Here is an 18,216-nt window from a genome sequence, read left to right as displayed (position 1 = left end):
TTGGTCCGAATATACCCGCGCCGTACCCTCGAACCGTGCCAGCTGCTCAAAGCTCTACCGGCCGCGCGATCGTCGACATCCTGCTCTACGTCGCGGCGCGGCTGCTACTGGTGGCCGCGTTGGCTGCCGCCATCTACGGGGTGGCGCTGCTGCTCGGCGTGCACGAATTCCCGGTCGCCATTGCGGTGCTATTCGCGCTGATCATTGCCATGCCGCTGGGCATGTGGGTATTCAGCCCACTGCGCCGCCGCGCCACCGCCGGCCTCGAGGCGGCCACCGAGCGCCGCCGCCGCGACCGTGAGCAGCTGCGTGCCCGACTGCGCGGCGAGGCGCCGTCCGACGACAACTGAACCCACCGCGGGCTGTCAACGTTTCTTGACGCCCTGCGACTGTCAAGCTATCTTGACAATCATGAGCGACGGATCCGATCTCTCGGAAGCGGCCGCCAGCGCGGACCCTGCTGTGGGGTTGCGTGCGGTGCGGGCACTGCAGCGGATGCAGGAGCGGTTGGAGGCGATCCACGTCGCCAATGCCCGTGAACAGGGCTGGAGTTGGCAGGCCATCGCCGACGCGCTCGGGGTCAGCCGGCAGGCCGTGCACCAGAAGTACAACCGGAGGCGATAGCGCATGGTTTTCGAACGGTTCACGCGCAGCGCACGCGCAGCGGTGACGCTTGCCCAAGAAGAGGCCAAGAAACTAGGAGACGACGAAATCGGTTCGCAGCATGTGCTTCTCGGGCTGATGCGGGCTGCCGACGACGACCTGGTGGCGGTTTTGCGCGGTTACGGATTGACCGCCGACGTGGTGCGGGCCCGGCTAGGCGCTACCACCGCCGGCGATTCCTTCGACGAGGACGCCGAGGCCCTGCGCGTCATCGGTATCGACCTCAACGCGGTCCGCGACAGTGTGGCGCGCACCTTCGGCCCCGACGCCTACGATCAGGCGTTGCGCAAATCCGGTCGACGCCGGCGACGGCGCGGACATACTCCGTTCACTCATGCGACAAAGAAAGCGCTGGAGTTGTCGCTGCGAGAAGCCTTGGCCCACAAGGACAAGCAGATCCGGTGCGAGCATGTGTTGCTTGGCATCCTGCGCGGCGGCGACAACGCCGCCGCCGGTCTTATCACCGAACACGTCTCCATTGCACAGTTGCGCGCCGCGGTGAACGCGTTGCTGGACAAGGCCGCATAGTTATCGGTAGCCGGCCACTGCTAGCGCCGCCGCAACTGCGATCGACCACACCAGCATCGCCAGCCCGGTGTCGCGCAGCACCGGGATCAGCTGCGGCCCGGTGTCATCGCGGCGCACTGGTCCGGCGGCCCGCAGCGCCAGCGGCGTAGCGACGAATCCTGCTGCGCACCACGGTGTCGCGACCATCAGCGCCAGGGTCAACAGTGCGGCGATCGCCAGCAGTGCCTGATACAGCGTCCGTGTCCTGCCGTCGCCCAGCCGCACCGCCAGCGTGACCTTGCCGGACTGCGCGTCGGTCGGGATGTCGCGCAAATTGTTGGCCACCAGAACCGCCGAGGACATCGCACCCGTCGCGGCTGCCAGCGTCAGCCCCACCCAGTCCACCCGCAAGGCCTGGGTGTACTGGGTGCCCAGCACCGCGGTCAACCCAAAGAACACGAACACCGACAGCTCGCCGAATCCCGCGTAGCCGTAGGGTTTTGAGCCACCGGTATACCACCATGCCGCCGCGATGCAGGCGGCGCCGACCGCGATCAGCCACGGCGCGGTGGTCATGGCCAACGCCAGCCCCGCCGCGGCGCCAACGCTCAGGCTCAGCATGGCCACGGCCAGCACCGATCGTGGCGTGGCCAACCTCGAGCCCACAAGCCGCACCGGGCCGGCCCGGTCGTCGTCGGTGCCGCGGATGCCATCGGAGTAGTCGTTGGCAAAGTTGACCCCGATGATGAAGGCGCAGGAAACGAATAACGCCAGCAGCGCCTTCCACCACACCGCCGCGTGCAGCCAGGCCGCGGCGCCGGTGCCGGCGATCACCGGGGCGACGGCGTTGGGCAACGTCCGCGGTCGCGCACCGGCGATCCACTCCGAGACGCTGGCCATGGTGCGATCCTGCCATGACGGACAATGGGCGGAGCGATGAAGAGGAGCGGCGTACATGCTTGGAGTGATCGGCGGCAGCGGCTTCTACACGTTCTTCGGCGACAACGCGCGCAGCGTCAAGCTCGACACCCCATTCGGTGAGCCCAGCGCGCCCGTCACCGTCGGCACCGTCGGCGAGCATGAGGTCGCGTTTTTACCGCGGCACGGCGCGTCGCACCAATATTCCGCGCACACCGTTCCGTACCGGGCCAATATGTGGGCGCTGCGGGCGTTGGGGGTGCGGCGGGTTTTCGCGCCCTGCGCGGTCGGCAGCCTGACTCCCGAGCACGGGCCGGGCGCGATCGTGGTGCCTGACCAGTTGGTGGACCGCACCCACGGCCGCGCCGACACCTACTTCGACTCGGGCGGGGCGCACGTCGCCTTCGCCGACCCATACTGCGCCACACTGCGGGCCGCGGTGACCGGGCTGCCCGGGGTGGTCGACGGCGGAACCATGGTGGTGGTCCAAGGCCCACGGTTTTCCACTCGCGCGGAAAGCCGATGGTTCGCCGCCGCCGGATTCACCCTGATCAACATGACCGGCTATCCGGAGGCCGTCCTCGCCCGTGAGCTTGACATGTGTTATGCCGCAATCGGGTTGGTGACCGACCTGGACGCGGGGATCGAGTCGGGCGACGGCGTGCGGGCCGTCGACGTGTTCAGCGAATTCGAGAAGAACATCGAGCCGTTCAAGAAGCTGGTGCACGAGGCCATCGGTCAGGTCGCCGCCGAGCGGAACTGCACCGACTGCCAGCCGCACGCCGGTGTCGCGCTGCCGTTCGACTTGCCATGAGGGTGCTGCTCACCGGCGCGGCCGGCTTCATCGGGTCACGAGTCCACGCCGCGCTGAACAGCGCCGGGCACGACGTGATCGCCATCGACGCGATGCTGCCCGCCGCGCACGGCGACGACGCGGCGTTGCCCCCGGGCTGCCGGCAAGTCGATATTCGCGACGCCGACGCACTGCGCCCGCTGCTGGCCGGGGTGGACCTGGTGTGTCATCAGGCGGCGGTGGTGGGCGCCGGAGTGAACGCCGCCGACGCGCCCGCCTACGGCAGTCACAACGACTTTGGGACGACGGTGCTGCTGGCTCAGATGTTCGAGGCGAGGATACGACGTCTGGTGCTGGCATCGTCGATGGTGGTCTACGGGCAGGGCCGTTACCGATGCGCTGATCATGGGCAGGTCGACCCACTGCCCCGGCGCCGAGCCGACCTGGATGCCGGTGTGTTCGAGCATCGCTGCCCGGTCTGCGGGCTGGACGTGGCCTGGCAGCTGGTCGACGAGGACGCGGCGTTACGACCGCGCAGTCTGTATGCGGCCAGCAAGGCCGCGCAAGAGCATTACGCACTGGCCTGGGCGGAGTCGACCGGCGGTTCGGTGGTGGCGCTGCGCTACCACAACGTCTACGGACCGGGGATGCCGCGCGACACCCCGTATTCCGGGGTGGCCGCGATTTTCCGTTCGGCACTCGAAAAAGGCGATGCTCCAGCGGTTTTCGAAGACGGCGGTCAGATGCGCGATTTCGTGCACGTTGACGACGTGGCCGCCGCCAACCTGGCGGCAATCGACGCGGACCGTGGCGGCTTTACTGCCGCGAATGTCTGCTCCGGACAACCTATTTCGATCATGGAAGTGGCGACGGTGCTTTGCGCGGCTCGTGGCGACGGCGTGTCACCCGTCGTCACCGGCCAGTACCGCAGCGGCGACGTGCGGCACATCGTCGCCGATCCGGCCCGGGCCGCTGAGGAATTGGGTTTCCGCGCCGCCGTTGACCCGCAACAGGGTTTGCGCGAATTCGCCACCGCGCCGCTTCGCGGCTAGCTCAGTCTCGGTGGCGTGCGCCGCCGGTGGGCTCGTGGGGTCCCCGATAAATCCTTGGCGCAGCAGGCGGGGTCGGGGGCCTTTCCGCGGGCCGAAAAATGCGGGGTGCGGGAGCGCCTCCGGTCGTCAGCCGCGTCGTCTCAGGCTCCGGCGGCGCCGGTGGCCGTGATGGTTGGGCGCCAACCTGGGGCTGACGCTGCTGGATTTTGCCGGTGATGATGGTGACGACGAGTATGCACAGCGTCAGTGCGCTCAGCGCGACGTCGAAGGTGCTGGTGATCTGTTGCGCAAGGTCATTGCCGTAGACCGGATTGTTCAACCCGGCGGGTGAGCCCGCGACGCGGGGCGCCAAGGCAACCCCGATCACGATGCGAGAAACACTGAAGACGAACAGAACACCGCACAGCGACGAGATCACCGGCACTGGCAGGGACCGGTTGGTGAGGTTGACGTGCAGCCAGGCGGCAAGCACTGCGGTGACGAGGTCGAAGGCTGCCATGGCCGCGTTGTCGTAGGGCGGGTTGGGCAGGTTCAAGAGCACCGTGACGGCCAGGTCGGTGATGCGCATCAGCACCGATGCGGCACTCCAGAGTGCGATGAGCAGCAGGCCTTTTCGCGCGGCCTGCCGCCACATGTTGTCGCTGACGTGGTCGCTCGTCGCGGTTCGCAGCAACGTGAGTGGTGCGACGATCGCGGCGGCCGCCGCCCAGGCCAGGAAACCCTCGAACCCCACCGCCGCCGTGGAGGTGTTCTGCGCGATGCCGTGGAACGCGTCGATTACGCGGCCGATCGGCAGCAGCCACACAATCAGCCCAGCGAGCAGCGTGGACACTCCGAGCGCGACTAAGGCGAGCCGAGATGCTCTGCTGCGCTGAAGGATCCACCAGGATGCGACGACGACAGCGGCCAATGCCACCGACCCGTACACAATTGCCGTCATGATGATCGCAAAAGTTTGTTTTCCGAAACCCGTCGAATCGGCGGGCAGGGCGGCCTTGATCCGCCAGAACAAGTTGAAGACGAAAGCGAGTGCGGCCAGGGCGATCGCCGTAAAGGCGATTATGCGGGCGGTCAGCAGCCAGCCACGGAACCGGTCTTTGTCGACGCGGGTGTTCGTGATCGGCGGCTGAGCACTCAGCAGTGCGCCGGCGGCTCCGACCCAGGCGCCCGGCCCGACGCCCCCGGGCACGTTCCCGGTGCCGCCGTAGCGGACGGTTTGAATCATGTCGAACAGCACGAACCCCATTACCAGCAGGAAGTAGGGGACGTTCAGGGTGGCACGCAGCCGGCCCGGCTGCACGTGCTTGAAGCGCCAGGAGCTGGCGATCGAAGCCAGCGAAAACAGTGTCACCACGAGCAATGCCACAAACAGTTCGAGCCGGCTGTCGGGTATCCCGACGCCGAAGTACAGGTTCCACGGAAGGACCAAAGCGATCAGCAGCAGGACAGCGGCGGCCACATCACGGGCGAGGTTCCATCGTTTGAGCGTTTCCTCGGTGATGTGGCTGCGGCGCGGACCGCTGCGAAGGTGGGTGGTGGGCGCGTCATCGCGGCTGTCGCTCAACGAACTCCCCTTGTGGTAGACGGTGACTTCGGCAGTCGTTGGTTGTGTAGTTAACACCTCGCTCGAGAGCTACGCTGGCAAACTCGGCTTGAGTCACCTCGTACGCTGGCATCTAGTTAATAGGGTTAAGACCGAGCCTGTGTCGGGCGGATACCTGATACTGCAGCCTCGGAGAGGAGTGCGGCGGTGGAACTGACTTTGGGGGTCGCGGTGAGCGGCCCGGTAGCCCGCCTGGCGCTAGTCGGCTCCGGACCCGGCAGTGACACGGTGATCGACGAGTCGGTGGTGGACGTGGGGGCAGACCCCGTCGGCAAGCTCACCGAGACGGTGGTCGGGACGCATCGGCAGCTGACGACCGAAGACCACCGGCTGGTCGCCACTCGGCTGTGCTGGTCCGATCAGGATCAAGCCGAAGAGCTGAGGCGGGCGCTGGAGGACTCGGGTGTCCAGAATGTGGCGGTGATGCCGGAGTCCGAGGCGCTCACCACCATGCTCGGGGCTGCCGACGCCACCGTCGTCGGTAAGCAGCCGGAAGCCACTTCGGCCATGCCGTCAGCGGAACCGGCAGATCCGGACTTCACGATCGCGCGCGGCGCCGCGCTGGCGGCCGGCTCGGCGACGATGACCCAGGCGGCCGTCCCCGCCCAAGACGCGACGATGGCAGCGCCTTCGGCGACGACGGGCACGGCGATGACCGAGGCGGTCACGCCGGGCGAGGCTCCCACGGTGAACGAGGCGGCGGCTGGCATGTCGGACTCGGGCCGCCAGCTGGCCTACTCAATGGCCGAGGACGACTCGGAATTGCTTCCGGTCGAATACGACGAGTACGACGAGGCTTACGACGAGGATTACGACGAAACCGAAGCCGCTCCGCCGGTCGGCCGGGCGTTGCTGATCGGGAGCTCGGTCGGCGGCATCGTCGTCGCCGGATGTGCGGCGCTGGCCGTCGCTATCACGATCGGTGTTCGTCCCACGGCTGCCAGTCAACCGCAGCCGCCCGAACAACAGCCGCAGCCCAAGCCGGTGCCAGGAAACTTCATGCCCGTGCTGCCGGCCCCCACCCCGCCGAGCCCGCCGGTGCAAGCGCCCGTCGGCAACCATGACGCTGGGTACCAGCAGGGTGTTTCGGGTCCCGCGCCGCGACCGGCGCCTGCGCCGCAGGCACCTCCGGCTGCTCCTCCACCCGTCAACCCCGCCCCGCCGCCGGCGGCTCCGCCACCGGCGCCGGGACTGAATCCGGTGCCCATCCCGATCCCGATCCCACTGCCGATCAACGTGCCCGGGGTCGGGCCGGGGACGGGTCCTGGGGCTGGAACTGGGCCGGGGACTGGGACCGGGCCGGGGACTGGAACCGGGCCGGGAACTGGAACTGGGCCGGGAACTGGAACCGGGCCGGGAACTGGAACTGGAACTGAGCCGGGAACTGGAACCGGGCCGGGAACTGGAACTGGAACTGAGCCGGGAACTGGAACTGGGCCGGGAACCGGGACCGGGCCGGGAACTGGAACTGGAACTGAGCCGGGGACGGGCTCTGGGACGAACCCGGGCACCAACCCCGGGGGTGAGACGGGCGGCACCGGCACCGGTGGCGGCACCGGGAGCACGGGAGGCACCGACACCGGCGGCACCGGCACCGGTGGCGGCACCGGGAGCACGGGAGGCACCGACACCGGCGGCACCGGCACCGGTGGCGGCACCGGCACCGGTGGCGGCACCGGGACCACCGGAGGTACCGGAACCGGGAGCACCGGAGGAGAAAGCGGCTCAGGTGGCAGCGGTTCGAACGCCACCGGCGGAGGTGGCTTCGGCTCGGGCGGCGGCACCGGTGGCTTCGGTTCGGGTGGTAGCAGCGGTGGCTTCGGCTCGGACAGCGGCTCGAGCGGCGGCGGCTTCGGCTCGGGCGGCGGCACCGGTGGCTTCGGCTCGGGGGGGAGCAGCGGGGGCTTCGGGTCGGGGGGCTTCGGCTCGGGGGGGAGCAGCGGTGGCTTCGGCTCGGGCGGTGGTTCGAGCAGCTCGAGTGGCGGAGGCCTTGCGCCCTAGGCACTCGACCACGCTTGCCCATCGCACCCAAAAGCTCTGGTTAAAGTCGGACGATGCCCGACGTCACCGTAGTGCTGCCCTGCCTGAATGAGGCGGAGTCGCTACCCGGCGTACTGGCCGCCATTCCGGCCGAATACCAGGCACTGGTCGTCGACAACAACAGCACCGATGACACCGCCGAGGTGGCTCGCCGGCACGGCGCCCGCGTGGTCACCGAGCCGCGGCCCGGGTACGGCTCTGCGGTGCATGCCGGGGTGGTCGCCGCGACGACGCCGATCGTGGCGGTCATCGACGCCGACGGCTCACTGGACCCCGCTGAGTTGCCGCGGCTGGTCCGCGAACTCGACAACGGCGCCGACCTGGCGATCGGGCGCCGACGACCGGTGCCGGGACTGCGCTGGCCCTGGGTCGCGCGTCTGGGCACGGTGGTGATGAGCTGGCGGCTGCGCACCCGGCACAACCTGCCGGTGCACGACATCGCCCCGATGCGGGTTTTCCGCCGCGACGCCCTGCTCGACCTGGGCATCAAAGACCGCCGGTCGGGTTATCCGCTTGAGCTGTTGGTCCGCGCGGCAGCCGCCGGCTGGCGGGTGGTCGAACACGACGTCGCATACGGGCCGCGCACCGGCGGCAAATCCAAGGTCAGCGGTTCACTGCGAGGCAGCGTCATCGCCATCCTGGATTTCTGGAAGGTCATCTCGTGACCCTCGTGCCGGTGACGCTGCTGGTGGTGGCCAAAGCTCCGATACCCGGGCACGCCAAGACCCGGCTGGCTGCCAAGCTCGGCGACGACGTCGCCGCCCAGATCGCCGCGGCCGCACTGCTGGACACCCTCGACGCGGTCGCGGCTGCCCCGGTGTCCGCGCGGGTGGTGGCCTTCCGCGGTGACCTGGCCGCCGCGATCGACGGCGCGGAGATCCAACGACAGCTCGCGTCGTTCACCGTGATAGCCCAGCGCGGCAACAGCTTTGCGGATCGGCTGGCCAACGCGCACACCGACGCGGCCGTCGCCGGGTATCCGGTGTTACAGATCGGCATGGACACCCCGCAAGTGACCGCCGAGCTGCTCGGCGACTGCGGGCGGCAGCTGACCGATGTGCCGGCCGTGCTGGGCTTCGCCCGGGACGGCGGATGGTGGGCGCTCGGCGTGCAGGAGCCCGAGAGCGCCCAGTGTCTGCGGACCGTGCCGATGTCTCAGCCCGACACCGGCGTGCTCACCCGAAAGGCCCTGCAACGTAACGGTGTCGACGTTAAGCCTCTTCCGGAACTGGCCGATTTCGACGTCGTCGACGACGTGGCCGCAGTACGCGAACGCTGTCACCCGACAAGCCGGTTCGCTCGAGCCACACACGGGGCCGGACTTTGAGCTACCAATTGGTGTAGATCAAGCTGTTGACCAACAGCGCGCCGATCACGTTGAGCGCCAGCCAGAATCGATGTGATCGCGGCGCCAACAGCGTCGGGGCGGCGGTCAGCCATACCGTGAACGGCAGCCAGATCCGTTCGGTCTCGGCCTTGCTGAGCATGCTCAGATCTGCGCAGACGATCGCCACCAGGAACGCCAGCATCAGCAGATGAACCCCGGACCGACGACGGATCGCCTCGACGTCGAACACCTTGCCCAGCCCCGCGACGCTGCCCAGACCGGTTGCGCAGGCCGCCGCCGCGAGATTGGCCCAACTCCAGTATTGAAACGGACGGTCGCTGGCTAGTCCCTGCCAATAGCGTTGCTGAACAAGGGTATAACCATCGAACCACCAGAAGCCGGCAGCGGCGAACACCAAGACCACCGCCACCGCCACGAGCACGGCCGGTCGCAGTGCGCGTAGCGCGGGCCGCCAGTCCGTCGCAGAGACCGACACCGCCAGCGCCGGCAGCGCCATCAACGTCAGTCCGTAGTTGAGAAACAGTGACCAGCCGAACAGCAAGCCCGATCCGGCAGCGACCAGCGCGGGGCGTCGCACATTGCCGTGCACCGCCACCGCCAGCAGCGCCAGGGCCCATGCGGCCACCCCGGCGAAATAGCCGTCGGCCGACACCGCAATCCAAATCGCCGTCGGGGCCACCGCCACGAACGGCGCGGCCCCCCGCGCCGTGCCTTCGTCGGCAATCGCCCGCAACGCAATCATCATCGCCACGGCCGCGCTGGAACCGACCACAAGGCACAGCAGCCCGGCCCACGCGCCGCCGCTCAACCCGATGCGGTCCAGCCACACGAACGTCAGCAGTGCGCCCGGCGGATGACCCGACACGTGGGTGGTCCACGAGTGCGGCTGAAAATCCAGGATGCGGTCGGCGAAGGTGCGCACCGCGTGCGGAATGTCCGTGATGCCCGGAACCTCGTGCAGATACTCGTGTCTGGTGGTCAGCCTGCCCGCGAAACCGCGCTGCCAGCCGTCGATCATCGCCAGCGAGAACGCCCACGCGCAGGCGGTGGCCCAGGCGATCCCGAGCAGCACCCGCCAGCGCAGCCGCTGCGCCAATGTGGGGCCCCAGATCACCGCGGCCAGCCCGATAGCGATCGCCGGAACGGTGCCCCAGCCGAAATGGGTTTCGAACCAGCCGAACAACGGCGCGGCGCCGGCATGCGCACCGAACCGATCCGGGGCCGCGTGATGGCGCGATTTGATGCCCACGTGCAGTCGCGGCAACACGAATGCGGCCGCAACCAGCACGAGTCCGATTGCAGCCGCGATTGCTTCTCGACGACCGATCTTCATCACGGGCAAGCCTATGGGTTAGTTCAGGCGCGCAGGTACGTGTCGACGACCTTGCGGGCGTCCGCTTTCGTCAGGCGCATCCCCGATCCCCTTAACCGAACCGCCGTATCAGGGCCTGCCGGTCCACCTTGCCGATGCCGCGCATCGGCAGCGCGTCGACCATGTGGAGCTCGCGCGGTGCGGCGGTCGAGTCCAAACTACCGGCGACGTGTGCCCGTAGCGCATCCAATGACGGTGCGGCGCACCCTTCGGCGACCACTACGGCGGCAACGACGCGCTGTCCCAGCCGCTCATCGGCGACCCCGAACACCGCGCAGGCCGCCACCGCCGGATGGGTGCTCAATGCCGCCTCCACCAGTTGCGGCAACACCGTCAGCCCGCCGGTGCTGATCGCCTCGTCAGCACGGCCAAGCACGGTCAACACACCCGAATCATCCAGTGTCCCGACATCATCGGTGCGAAACCAGCCAGGCTCGGCGAATGGGTCGGGTGTTGGGGGGTTGCGATATCCCTTGGCCAGCGTCGCACCGCCGATCACGATGCGGCCGTCGGCATCCACCCGCAGTCGTACCCCGTCGAGTGGGATGCCGTCGTAAACACAGCCTCCGGCCGTTTCGCTCATGCCATACGTGCGGATCACGGTGACGCCCGCGGCTGCAGCGGCTTTCAGTACAGGTTGGGGCGCCGGACCGCCGCCTATCAACACAGCGTCCAGCTCCGCCAGCGCGGCGCTGGCGGACCGATCGGTCAGCGCTTTGGCCAGCTGGGCTGCCACCAGTGACGTGTAGCGTCGGCCGGGCCCGAGTTTGCCTACCGCAGCAGGTAATTGGGTTATGTCAAACCCGGCGGAGACGTCGACTTCGACGGGGGTGGTACCGGCCAGCAGGCTGCGCACCAACACCTGCACACCGGCGATGTGGTACGGCGGCAACGCCAACAGCCACCGGCCGGGACCGCCCAGCCGGTCATGGGTGGCCGAGGCGCTGGCGGTCAGCGCGTCGGCGGTCAGCAGTGCACCCTTGGGTGTCCCGGTAGTGCCCGACGTCGTCACCACCAGCGCGACGTCGTCGTCAATCTCCGCACCAATCCGCAACGCAGACAGCGCTGAATGCCCGTCTGGTGGTATTGGTACCAGTGCGGAGTCATGTTTGAACAGAACACTTTCCAGCGCCGGAAGCAGCGTTTGCACTGCCGATCCCGGTGCGACAGCGAGCGCGCGCAGGGTACTTATTCGCGCTCCTCGCCCTCGCGGACATCGTCGAGCGGCCAGCCTTTTGCGGCCAAGCGTTGCCGCACCCGCTCAATGTCCTCCGGGGTGGGTAGCTCATCGGTGAATTGGGTGATCACCACACCGATGTCGATATGGTCAAAGTCCCCGCGTTGCATCAGTTCCCGCGCAACCTCTTTGACCTCGTCATTGGTCAACCGGCGCGACAGCAGAGCAAGCAGCGGAATGTAGTCGGTTTCCGGCACGCCGTCGGGATATCCGGCGCGCAGCCAGGCGACTATCGAACTCAGGAACTTGTTCACGCTGCCTCGACTTCCCTGAGGATTCGCTAGATCACCTGCGCAAATCCTACTTCGGTTTGGCGCCGAGGATGTACCAGCCGGTGTGGAATCCGATGAAGTCGCGGGCGATGAAGAGTACTCCCACCACGACCGCCGCCAGCACGCACGCGTACAGCAACCAGCTCACCGCGATCAATGCCGGACGTCTGCTTGTTACCGCGTCGCCTTCGATGCCGGCGCCCGCGGTGCCCACCCGTACTCCGAGGGCAAACAGCGCCGGCAATGCTGCACCGATCAATAGACCAAAGACCAGGATCTTCAGTGTCGCAGCGTAATTGAACCAGGTCGTCACGATAGGTGTGCATTCTGTGGTGGTGCGACCCTTGCACGGAGGCTGACCGGTGGGGTGACGGCGACGGCAGGGACATGTCCGTTGGTCTGCGGTGCTTCCGCGGTGACTTTGGCTGCCGGCTTGCTGCTGGATTCCAACCCCGCAGTGAGATTGCCCTCCCACTCGTGGTTGACGTTGGTGTGGTCGACGCGCACTTTGCGGGATTGCAGCCAGATCGCGAAGGAGGTTCCCGCCAGCAGGGCGAAGCCGACGATCGCGCCGAGGTAGCCGCCGATCCCATGCACCAGCCAGTAGGTGAGCGCCCCCACGGACCCGGCCGACGGCAGCGTGATCAGCCACGCGGTCGCCATCCGGCCGGCGACTCCCCAGCGCACTTCCGCTCCGGGCTTGCCCACTCCGCTGCCCAGCACCGATCCGGTCACCACCTGCGTGGTGGAAAGCGCATAACCAAAGTGGGCGGACAGCAGGATGATTGCGGCCGACGATGATTCGGCGGCCATGCCTTGCGGTGGCTTGATCTCGACGATTCCCTTGCCCATCGTGCGGATGATCCGCCAGCCGCCGAAGTAGGTACCTGCGGCCATCGCCACCGCACAACTCACGATGACCCACAGCGGCGGCATCGTGGCGGTGTGGCTGACCGCGCCGTAGGACATCAGCGCCAGGAAAATCACGCCCATCGTCTTTTGCGCGTCGTTGGTGCCGTGTGCCAATGACACCAGCGATGCGGAGAAAATCTGGCCGCGCCGGAAAGCTTGATCGGTGCGTTTCTGCGGGACGCCGCGGGTCACCCGGTAGACCTGCCAGGTGCCGACCGCGCCCACCAAGGTGGCCAGTACCGCCGCCACTACGGCGGGCACCGCCACGCGCGACACCACGCCGCTCCAGATCACCCCATGTCCGCCGACCGCGGCGATCATCGCGCCCACGATGCCGCCGATCAGCGCGTGCGAGGAACTGGACGGGATACCGAGCAGCCAGGTCAGCAGGTTCCAGACGATGCCGCCCACCAGGCCGGCGAAGACGAGGTCCAGGGTCACCAGATGGCCGTCCACCAGATCCTTGGCGATCGTCGCGGCGACGGCGGTGGACAGAAATGCTCCGAACAGGTTGAGCACCGCGGAGAGGCTAACCGCGACCTTGGGCTTGAGGGCGCCGCTGGCGATCGAGGTGGCCATCGCATTGCCCGTGTCGTGGAACCCGTTGGTGAAATCGAACGCGAGCGCTGTGATCACCACGATGATCAGCAGGAGCAGCTCGAGGTTCACGGCGCCAATTCTGAAGTAGGAGTATCCCGTTGTCTAACGAATCTACCTGCGAACCGCCAGCTCATCTGGAACCGTCGCCCGATGTCACCTTCTGCTCAACCGTCGTTCCCTTTACGTTCACCTCTGGTGTCGCGGCGCAGCGGATGTTCGGGGGGTATCTGGACGAAGATCAGCGTGATGCCGTCGGGATCGGTGACGTGCATCTCATGCAATCCCCAGGGTTCGCGACGGGCCTCGCGGGTGATCGGCACGCCTCTGTTTTCCAGCTCGGCCTGGGTGGCCCGCACGTCGCGCACCTGCAGCCACAGCGCTCCGGGAAACGGGCCGGCCGGGTGCTCCGGCGCGCCGTGCCCGGCCAGCTCGATCAGCGATTGACCTGCATAAAAGACTGTGCCGGCACCGTATTCGCGGGCGATGGCCAGCCCGATCTGGTCCCGGTAAAAGCTCACTGACCGTTGATAGTCTGCCGGCCGAAACAGCATTCGGCTGGCCAGGATCTCCATGTGGTCGTGTCTATCACGAGCCGGGCTGAACACGCTGTCGCTTCATTAGCGCCGTCGCCCATCCGGGGCCCACGGTGTCCAGCGCCTGCGCCGCCACCGCCATCCGCGGTGCGATCCGGACCGGCCGGGTGCGAGCGGCGGTGATCATCCAATCGGCGGCCTCGGCGGGCGTCAGCGCAGGCAGCCCCTGGTATTCCTTCGTCGGGGCGATCATTGGGGTGGCCACCAGTGGGTAGTACAGCGTGGTCGAATGCACACCCTTTGCGCCCCATTCGGTTTCGATGACCCGGCTGACCGCGGACAGGGCCGCCTTCGACGCGTTGTACACCGAGAACAGCGGTGAGGCTTCGCTGAATACACCCCAAGTGGCCACGTTGATGATGTGGCCTTCGCCACGCTCGAGCATTCCGGGGGCGATGCCACGGATCAGCCGCAGCGGCGAATAGTAGTTGAGCACCATGGTCCGCTCGACGTCATGCCAGCGTTCCAGCGACTCGGCCAGCGGCCGGCGGATGGAGCGGCCGGCGTTGTTGATCAGGATGTCGACCGCGCCGAGACGCTGGTCAACCTCGCTGACCAGGGCGTCGACGGCGTCCATGTCGGACAGGTCGCAGGGAAAAGCCAACGCGCTGCCTCCCGCCTTGGTGATCCGGTCGACCACGGCCTCGAGCAGGTCTTTGCGGCGGGCGACGACAGCGACAGTGGCACCTCTACGGGCGAACTTTTCCGCTGCGCTTTCACCAATACCCGACGACGCGCCGGTCAAGAGGATGCGTTTGCCGTCCAGCTCGACGGGGTTGGCTGCCGGCCGGTAAAGCCGCAGCTGCGGGGCAATCGGCGGCCGCATCCCGGCTAATGCGACGGCTTCGGTAAGACGGCGTAGCGGGCTTTTGCTCACGCCCGGAGTCTAGGGGGCGCCCTCTAGCTCGCCGAGATCGACGTGAGCGCGGGCTCCTCTCGACCTTTTCCACGCTTGCGTCGATCTCGGCGCACCGCCGGGCCCACCGGAGGCCACTAGAAGTACCGGGGGAAGCGGCTCCAGTCGGGGGGTCGCTTCTCCAGAAACGCGTCGCGGCCTTCGATGGCCTCATCGGTCATGTAGGCCAGCCGGGTGGCTTCGCCGGCGAACAGCTGCTGGCCCACCAGACCGTCGTCGAGCAGATTGAAGGCGTACTTCAACATCCGTTGCGCCTGAGGCGATTTCGCATTGATCTCGGCTGCCCACTGCACACCCGTCGACTCCAGCTCGGCGTGGTCGACGACGGCGTTGACCGCGCCCATCGCGTGCATCTGCTCGGCGGTGTACTCGCGGCCAAGGAAGAAGATCTCGCGCGCGAACTTCTGACCCACCTGGCGTGCGAGATAGGCACTGCCGTAGCCGCCGTCGAAGCTGCCGACGTCGGCGTCGGTCTGCTTGAAGCGGGCGTGCTGGCGGCTGGCCAGGGTGAGGTCGCACACCACGTGCAGGCTGTGCCCGCCGCCGGCCGCCCACCCGGACACCAGGCAGATGACCACCTTGGGCATGAACCGGATCAGCCGCTGCACCTCCAGAATGTGCAGCCGCCCCGCACGGGCCGCGTCGACGGTGTCGGCGGTCTCGCCCGACGCGTATTGGTAGCCGCTGCGCCCGCGGATGCGCTGATCACCGCCGGAGCAAAACGCCCAGCCGCCGTCTTTGGGCGACGGTCCGTTGCCGGTCAACAGCACCGCGCCGACGTCGGGGGACATTCGGGCATGATCCAGCGCGCGGTAAAGCTCGTCGACGGTGTGCGGCCGGAAGGCGTTACGCACCTCAGGCCGGTTGAACGCCACCCGCACCGTGGCGTCGGTGACATGGCGGTGGTAGGTGATGTCGGTCAGATCGGCGAACCCGTCGACCGGCTGCCAAATGTCGGCATCAAAAGGGTTGTCGCTCAACGCTCTTTGACTCCATCCTGGTCGATGGTGAGGTTCCCGCAGGTGATGGTATGCGCTGAGGTGACCACCGGGTCCTGCGCGGAGCTTGCAGTCACGGTGTCTGACGGCCCGATGCTGGCCCGAGTGTCGCTGAGTTCGATGGCCGTGCGGCGCACCGTCCACTGGTTATCCTCCTGCAGCGCTTGCAGTTCCACCAGGCGTCGGCCCTCGCCGAGATCGCTGCAGCCGATACCGGTGCCGCGGTCTCGGAGGTTCTGCAGGTCGAACACAAATCGTGCACCGCGGTCATCGACGACGGTTCGAATCTGGCAGCCGGCGAACATGTACAGGTAGGCACCACGCCCGTCGCTGACGATGATCTGATGTTGGCCGTTGTTCTCCGCATCGATTGCCAAGGCGGTCAACGGTATCGGGCTGGCGGATTCCACCTGCAGGTCGGTGTAGGCGCCACTGGCGGTGCTGACGCCGACAAAACGCTTAGTTGCGCCGTCCGCGCCGCGAACGGCGGCAATCCACAACGCATCCGGCAAGCCGTCGCCGTCGAGGTCGTCGACTTGGCGTTGCACGGTGCCCGGTGGGGGAGGCGTTCCGCCGGGCGCGCAGCCGTCGTCGGCACGCGCCGGTGCCGCGGTCAACACGCCGGCGATCAGGGCCGCAGCAAGCAGGACGCGCAACACGCTTCTGCGCATGCCTGCAACAGTAGTGCGCGAGTGTGCGGCCAGGTTCACGTTGGGCCGCGAGCGTGCGGCCAGCCGCACGCTCGGCGAGGAGGCGAGCCGCTAGCCCACGGCGCGGCCCGCGCCCTCCCAGAACTGGGCGCGCACTGTCTTCTTGTCCGGCTTGCCCAGCCCGGTCAGCGGCAGCGAGTCGGTGACCACCACCCGCTTGGGCGATTGCACCGAGCCCTTGCGATCCTTGACCGCGGCCTGTATTTCGGCGGTCATCTTCTCGATCGCCGCCTCGTCGCGCGGTGCGTCGGGACGCAGCACTACTACCGCGGTGACGGCCTCACCCCACTTCTCGTCCGGCGCGCCCACCACGCACACCTGCGCGACGGCCGGATGCTCGGCGACGACGTCTTCCACCTCGCGGGGGAACACGTTGAACCCACCGGTGACGATCATGTCCTTGACCCGGTCGACGATGTGGTAGTAGCCGTCTTCGTCCTCGCGGGCCATGTCGCCGGTGTGCAGCCAGCCGTCCTTGAACGTCTCGGCGGTGGCGTCGGGAAGATTCCAATAGCCGCCGGCCAAAAGTGGCCCGCCGACACAGATTTCGCCTACTTCGCCCTGCGGAACCGGCTTCCCGTCGAGGTCTAAAAGCGCGACCCGCGCAAACAGCGTCGGGCGCCCACACGAGGTCAGCCGCTTTTCGTCGTGATCCTTTTTCCCCAGGTAGGTGATGGCCATCGGCGCCTCGGACTGGCCGTAGTTCTGCGCGAAGATCTGGCCGAACCGGCGGATCGCCTCGGCCAGCCGCACCGGGTTGATCGCCGAGGCCCCGTAGTACACCGTTTCCAGCGAGGACAGGTCACGGGTGTGCGAATCCGGGTGATCCATCAACGCATACAGCATCGACGGCACTACAAACGTGGCCGTAATGCGTTTTTCCTCAATGGTTTTCAGAACCTCGGCGGGGTCGAACCTTGGCAGCACGTACATCTGGCCGCCCTTGACCAGGGTGGGGAGGAAATATGCCGCCCCGGCATGCGACAGCGGAGTGATCATCAAAAACCGCGGCTCGTCCGGCCACTCCCATTCCGCCAGCTGGATGGTCGTCATGGTCGAAATCGACTGGGCCGTACCGATGACGCCCTTCGGCTTGCCGGTCGTGCCGCCGGTGTAGGTCAACCCGATGATGTGATCGGGCGGCAGGTCGGCGGCCACCAGCGGCTGCGGCTCGTACTTGGCCGCCTCGGCGGACAAATCGACGCCCACATGCTTCAAGGCATCGGGCACCGGGCCGATGGTCAGGATCTGTTTGAGCGAGTCCACCCGCTCGAGCAGTCCGAGCGCGCGCTCGACGAACATCGGGTTGGGGTCGATGATCAGCGAGCTGATCCCGGCGTCGGACAGCACGTAGGCGTGATCGTCGAGCGAACCCAGCGGATGCAGCGCGGTGCGCCGATAACCGCGGATCTGCCCGGCGCCGATGATGATCAGCACCTCGGGCCGGTTGAGCGAGAGCAGCCCGACGGCGGCGCCGGTGCCGGCCCCCAGCGCCTCGAACGCCTGGATGTACTGGCTGATCCGATCGGCCATCTGCCCGCCGGTCAGCGTGGTGTCACCGAGGAACAGCACCGGCTTGTCACGGTGTCGCTTGAGCGCGCCGACCAGCAGGTGGCCGTTGTGGGTCGGGTTGCGCAGCAGCGAGTCACTCATGACCCTAAGACTAGAACGTGTTACAAAAT

20 protein-coding genes are annotated in these 18,216 nt (G+C 67.4%); 8 read left to right on the top strand and 12 right to left on the bottom strand.

Features of this window, described 5'->3' with window-relative positions; genetic code table 11:
- The first annotated feature begins 35 nt into the window (after window positions 1-35).
- The 3 genes from MSP7336_RS02205 (at window position 36) to MSP7336_RS02195 (ending at window position 1,191) form a co-directional block, all read left to right on the top strand.
- Window positions 36-350 carry a DUF4229 domain-containing protein gene (locus tag MSP7336_RS02205; RefSeq protein WP_113962953.1) on the top strand — a complete coding sequence of 105 codons (315 nt, stop codon included), beginning with the start codon at window positions 36-38 and terminating at the stop codon, window positions 348-350.
- Between the two features lie 61 nt (window positions 351-411).
- On the top strand, window positions 412-624 hold the full coding sequence (locus tag MSP7336_RS02200) for a helix-turn-helix domain-containing protein (protein ID WP_069396915.1): 213 nt from the start codon (window positions 412-414) through the stop codon (window positions 622-624).
- Between the two features lie 3 nt (window positions 625-627).
- Window positions 628-1,191, top strand: a complete 564-nt coding sequence (locus tag MSP7336_RS02195; protein WP_069396914.1) for a Clp protease N-terminal domain-containing protein — start codon at window positions 628-630, stop codon at window positions 1,189-1,191.
- Here MSP7336_RS02195 and MSP7336_RS02190 read toward each other — a convergent pair whose 3' ends face one another.
- Window positions 1,192-2,070, bottom strand: coding sequence for a 1,4-dihydroxy-2-naphthoate polyprenyltransferase (locus MSP7336_RS02190; RefSeq protein ID WP_113962952.1), 879 nt, complete (start codon window positions 2,068-2,070; stop codon window positions 1,192-1,194). It lies immediately after the preceding gene.
- A gap of 55 nt (window positions 2,071-2,125) precedes the next feature.
- On the opposite strand from MSP7336_RS02190, the gene MSP7336_RS02185 reads away from it, so the two are divergent.
- Together MSP7336_RS02185 and MSP7336_RS02180 are read left to right on the top strand one after the other, a co-directional pair.
- Window positions 2,126-2,902: an S-methyl-5'-thioadenosine phosphorylase gene (locus tag MSP7336_RS02185; RefSeq protein WP_113962951.1), complete on the top strand. Its 777-nt coding sequence runs from the start codon at window positions 2,126-2,128 to the stop codon at window positions 2,900-2,902.
- Window positions 2,899-3,933: an NAD-dependent epimerase/dehydratase family protein gene (locus tag MSP7336_RS02180; protein WP_113962950.1), complete on the top strand. Its 1,035-nt coding sequence runs from the start codon at window positions 2,899-2,901 to the stop codon at window positions 3,931-3,933. The genes MSP7336_RS02185 and MSP7336_RS02180 overlap by 4 nt, the downstream gene beginning before the upstream one ends.
- A gap of 1 nt (window position 3,934) precedes the next feature.
- On the opposite strand, the gene MSP7336_RS02175 is transcribed toward MSP7336_RS02180, so the two are convergent.
- Complete coding sequence (locus MSP7336_RS02175) at window positions 3,935-5,434, bottom strand: DUF7937 domain-containing protein (RefSeq protein ID WP_113964736.1); 1,500 nt, start codon at window positions 5,432-5,434, stop codon at window positions 3,935-3,937.
- Between the two features lie 249 nt (window positions 5,435-5,683).
- On the opposite strand from MSP7336_RS02175, the gene MSP7336_RS23505 reads away from it, so the two are divergent.
- The 3 genes from MSP7336_RS23505 to MSP7336_RS02150 are packed head-to-tail and all read left to right on the top strand — an operon-like array spanning window position 5,684 to window position 8,903.
- Window positions 5,684-7,537, top strand: a complete 1,854-nt coding sequence (locus tag MSP7336_RS23505; protein ID WP_142706717.1) for a DUF7159 family protein — start codon at window positions 5,684-5,686, stop codon at window positions 7,535-7,537.
- A gap of 53 nt (window positions 7,538-7,590) precedes the next feature.
- On the top strand, window positions 7,591-8,241 hold the full coding sequence (locus MSP7336_RS02155; RefSeq protein ID WP_069396909.1) for a glycosyltransferase family 2 protein: 651 nt from the start codon (window positions 7,591-7,593) through the stop codon (window positions 8,239-8,241).
- A complete protein-coding gene (locus MSP7336_RS02150) occupies window positions 8,238-8,903 on the top strand; it encodes a TIGR04282 family arsenosugar biosynthesis glycosyltransferase (RefSeq protein WP_113962946.1) in 666 nt (221 codons plus the stop codon). The genes MSP7336_RS02155 and MSP7336_RS02150 overlap by 4 nt, the downstream gene beginning before the upstream one ends.
- A gap of 1 nt (window position 8,904) precedes the next feature.
- Here MSP7336_RS02150 and MSP7336_RS02145 read toward each other — a convergent pair whose 3' ends face one another.
- The 10 genes from MSP7336_RS02145 to fadD8 all read right to left on the bottom strand — a co-directional run bounded on the left by MSP7336_RS02145 (window position 8,905) and on the right by fadD8 (window position 18,187).
- Window positions 8,905-10,257, bottom strand: a complete 1,353-nt coding sequence (locus MSP7336_RS02145) for a hypothetical protein (protein ID WP_113964734.1) — start codon at window positions 10,255-10,257, stop codon at window positions 8,905-8,907.
- 91 nt (window positions 10,258-10,348) lie between these two features.
- The gene (gene menE / locus MSP7336_RS02140) at window positions 10,349-11,413 is read right to left on the bottom strand and encodes an o-succinylbenzoate--CoA ligase (RefSeq protein ID WP_232321070.1); all 1,065 of its coding nucleotides are present in this window, start codon (window positions 11,411-11,413) and stop codon (window positions 10,349-10,351) included.
- 71 nt (window positions 11,414-11,484) lie between these two features.
- Complete coding sequence (locus MSP7336_RS02135) at window positions 11,485-11,787, bottom strand: DUF3349 domain-containing protein (protein ID WP_069396906.1); 303 nt, start codon at window positions 11,785-11,787, stop codon at window positions 11,485-11,487.
- Between the two features lie 46 nt (window positions 11,788-11,833).
- On the bottom strand, window positions 11,834-12,118 hold the full coding sequence (locus MSP7336_RS02130) for a hypothetical protein (RefSeq protein ID WP_069396905.1): 285 nt from the start codon (window positions 12,116-12,118) through the stop codon (window positions 11,834-11,836).
- The gene (locus MSP7336_RS02125; protein WP_084226512.1) at window positions 12,115-13,386 is read right to left on the bottom strand and encodes an inorganic phosphate transporter; all 1,272 of its coding nucleotides are present in this window, start codon (window positions 13,384-13,386) and stop codon (window positions 12,115-12,117) included. The genes MSP7336_RS02130 and MSP7336_RS02125 overlap by 4 nt, the downstream gene beginning before the upstream one ends.
- A gap of 95 nt (window positions 13,387-13,481) precedes the next feature.
- Entirely contained in the window at window positions 13,482-13,889 is a 408-nt protein-coding gene (locus tag MSP7336_RS02120) for a VOC family protein (RefSeq protein WP_069396904.1), read from the bottom strand.
- Window positions 13,890-13,902: 13 nt separating this feature from the next.
- Window positions 13,903-14,787, bottom strand: a complete 885-nt coding sequence (locus MSP7336_RS02115) for an SDR family oxidoreductase (protein WP_069396903.1) — start codon at window positions 14,785-14,787, stop codon at window positions 13,903-13,905.
- Window positions 14,788-14,903: 116 nt separating this feature from the next.
- Window positions 14,904-15,806, bottom strand: coding sequence for a 1,4-dihydroxy-2-naphthoyl-CoA synthase (locus MSP7336_RS02110; protein WP_113962944.1), 903 nt, complete (start codon window positions 15,804-15,806; stop codon window positions 14,904-14,906).
- Entirely contained in the window at window positions 15,803-16,495 is a 693-nt protein-coding gene (locus MSP7336_RS02105) for a hypothetical protein (protein WP_069396901.1), read from the bottom strand. Before MSP7336_RS02105 ends, MSP7336_RS02110 begins: the two co-directional genes overlap by 4 nt.
- Before the next feature lie 90 nt (window positions 16,496-16,585).
- A complete protein-coding gene (gene fadD8, locus MSP7336_RS02100; protein ID WP_069396900.1) occupies window positions 16,586-18,187 on the bottom strand; it encodes a fatty-acid--CoA ligase FadD8 in 1,602 nt (533 codons plus the stop codon).
- Between the last annotated feature and the right edge of the window lie 29 nt (window positions 18,188-18,216).

Source organism: Mycobacterium shimoidei (genome assembly GCF_900417275.1).
Taxonomy (GTDB): domain Bacteria; phylum Actinomycetota; class Actinomycetes; order Mycobacteriales; family Mycobacteriaceae; genus Mycobacterium; species Mycobacterium shimoidei.
Note: the sequence above shows the minus strand (reverse complement) of the source record. Positions and strands in the feature narration are given on the sequence as shown.

What these genes read in the sequence shown, in the direction of transcription:
- MSP7336_RS02200 (WP_069396915.1), top strand. Translation starts at nt 412, where the DNA reads ATGAGCGACGGATCCGATCTCTCGGAAGCGGCCGCCAGCGCGGACCCT.
- MSP7336_RS02195 (WP_069396914.1), top strand. Translation starts at nt 628, where the DNA reads ATGGTTTTCGAACGGTTCACGCGCAGCGCACGCGCAGCGGTGACGCTT.
- MSP7336_RS02190 (WP_113962952.1), bottom strand. Translation starts at nt 2,070, where the DNA reads ATGGCCAGCGTCTCGGAGTGGATCGCCGGTGCGCGACCGCGGACGTTG.
- MSP7336_RS02185 (WP_113962951.1), top strand. Translation starts at nt 2,126, where the DNA reads ATGCTTGGAGTGATCGGCGGCAGCGGCTTCTACACGTTCTTCGGCGAC.
- MSP7336_RS02180 (WP_113962950.1), top strand. Translation starts at nt 2,899, where the DNA reads ATGAGGGTGCTGCTCACCGGCGCGGCCGGCTTCATCGGGTCACGAGTC.
- MSP7336_RS02155 (WP_069396909.1), top strand. Translation starts at nt 7,591, where the DNA reads ATGCCCGACGTCACCGTAGTGCTGCCCTGCCTGAATGAGGCGGAGTCG.
- MSP7336_RS02145 (WP_113964734.1), bottom strand. Translation starts at nt 10,257, where the DNA reads ATGAAGATCGGTCGTCGAGAAGCAATCGCGGCTGCAATCGGACTCGTG.
- MSP7336_RS02120 (WP_069396904.1), bottom strand. Translation starts at nt 13,889, where the DNA reads ATGGAGATCCTGGCCAGCCGAATGCTGTTTCGGCCGGCAGACTATCAA.
- MSP7336_RS02105 (WP_069396901.1), bottom strand. Translation starts at nt 16,495, where the DNA reads ATGCGCAGAAGCGTGTTGCGCGTCCTGCTTGCTGCGGCCCTGATCGCC.
- fadD8 (WP_069396900.1), bottom strand. Translation starts at nt 18,187, where the DNA reads ATGAGTGACTCGCTGCTGCGCAACCCGACCCACAACGGCCACCTGCTG.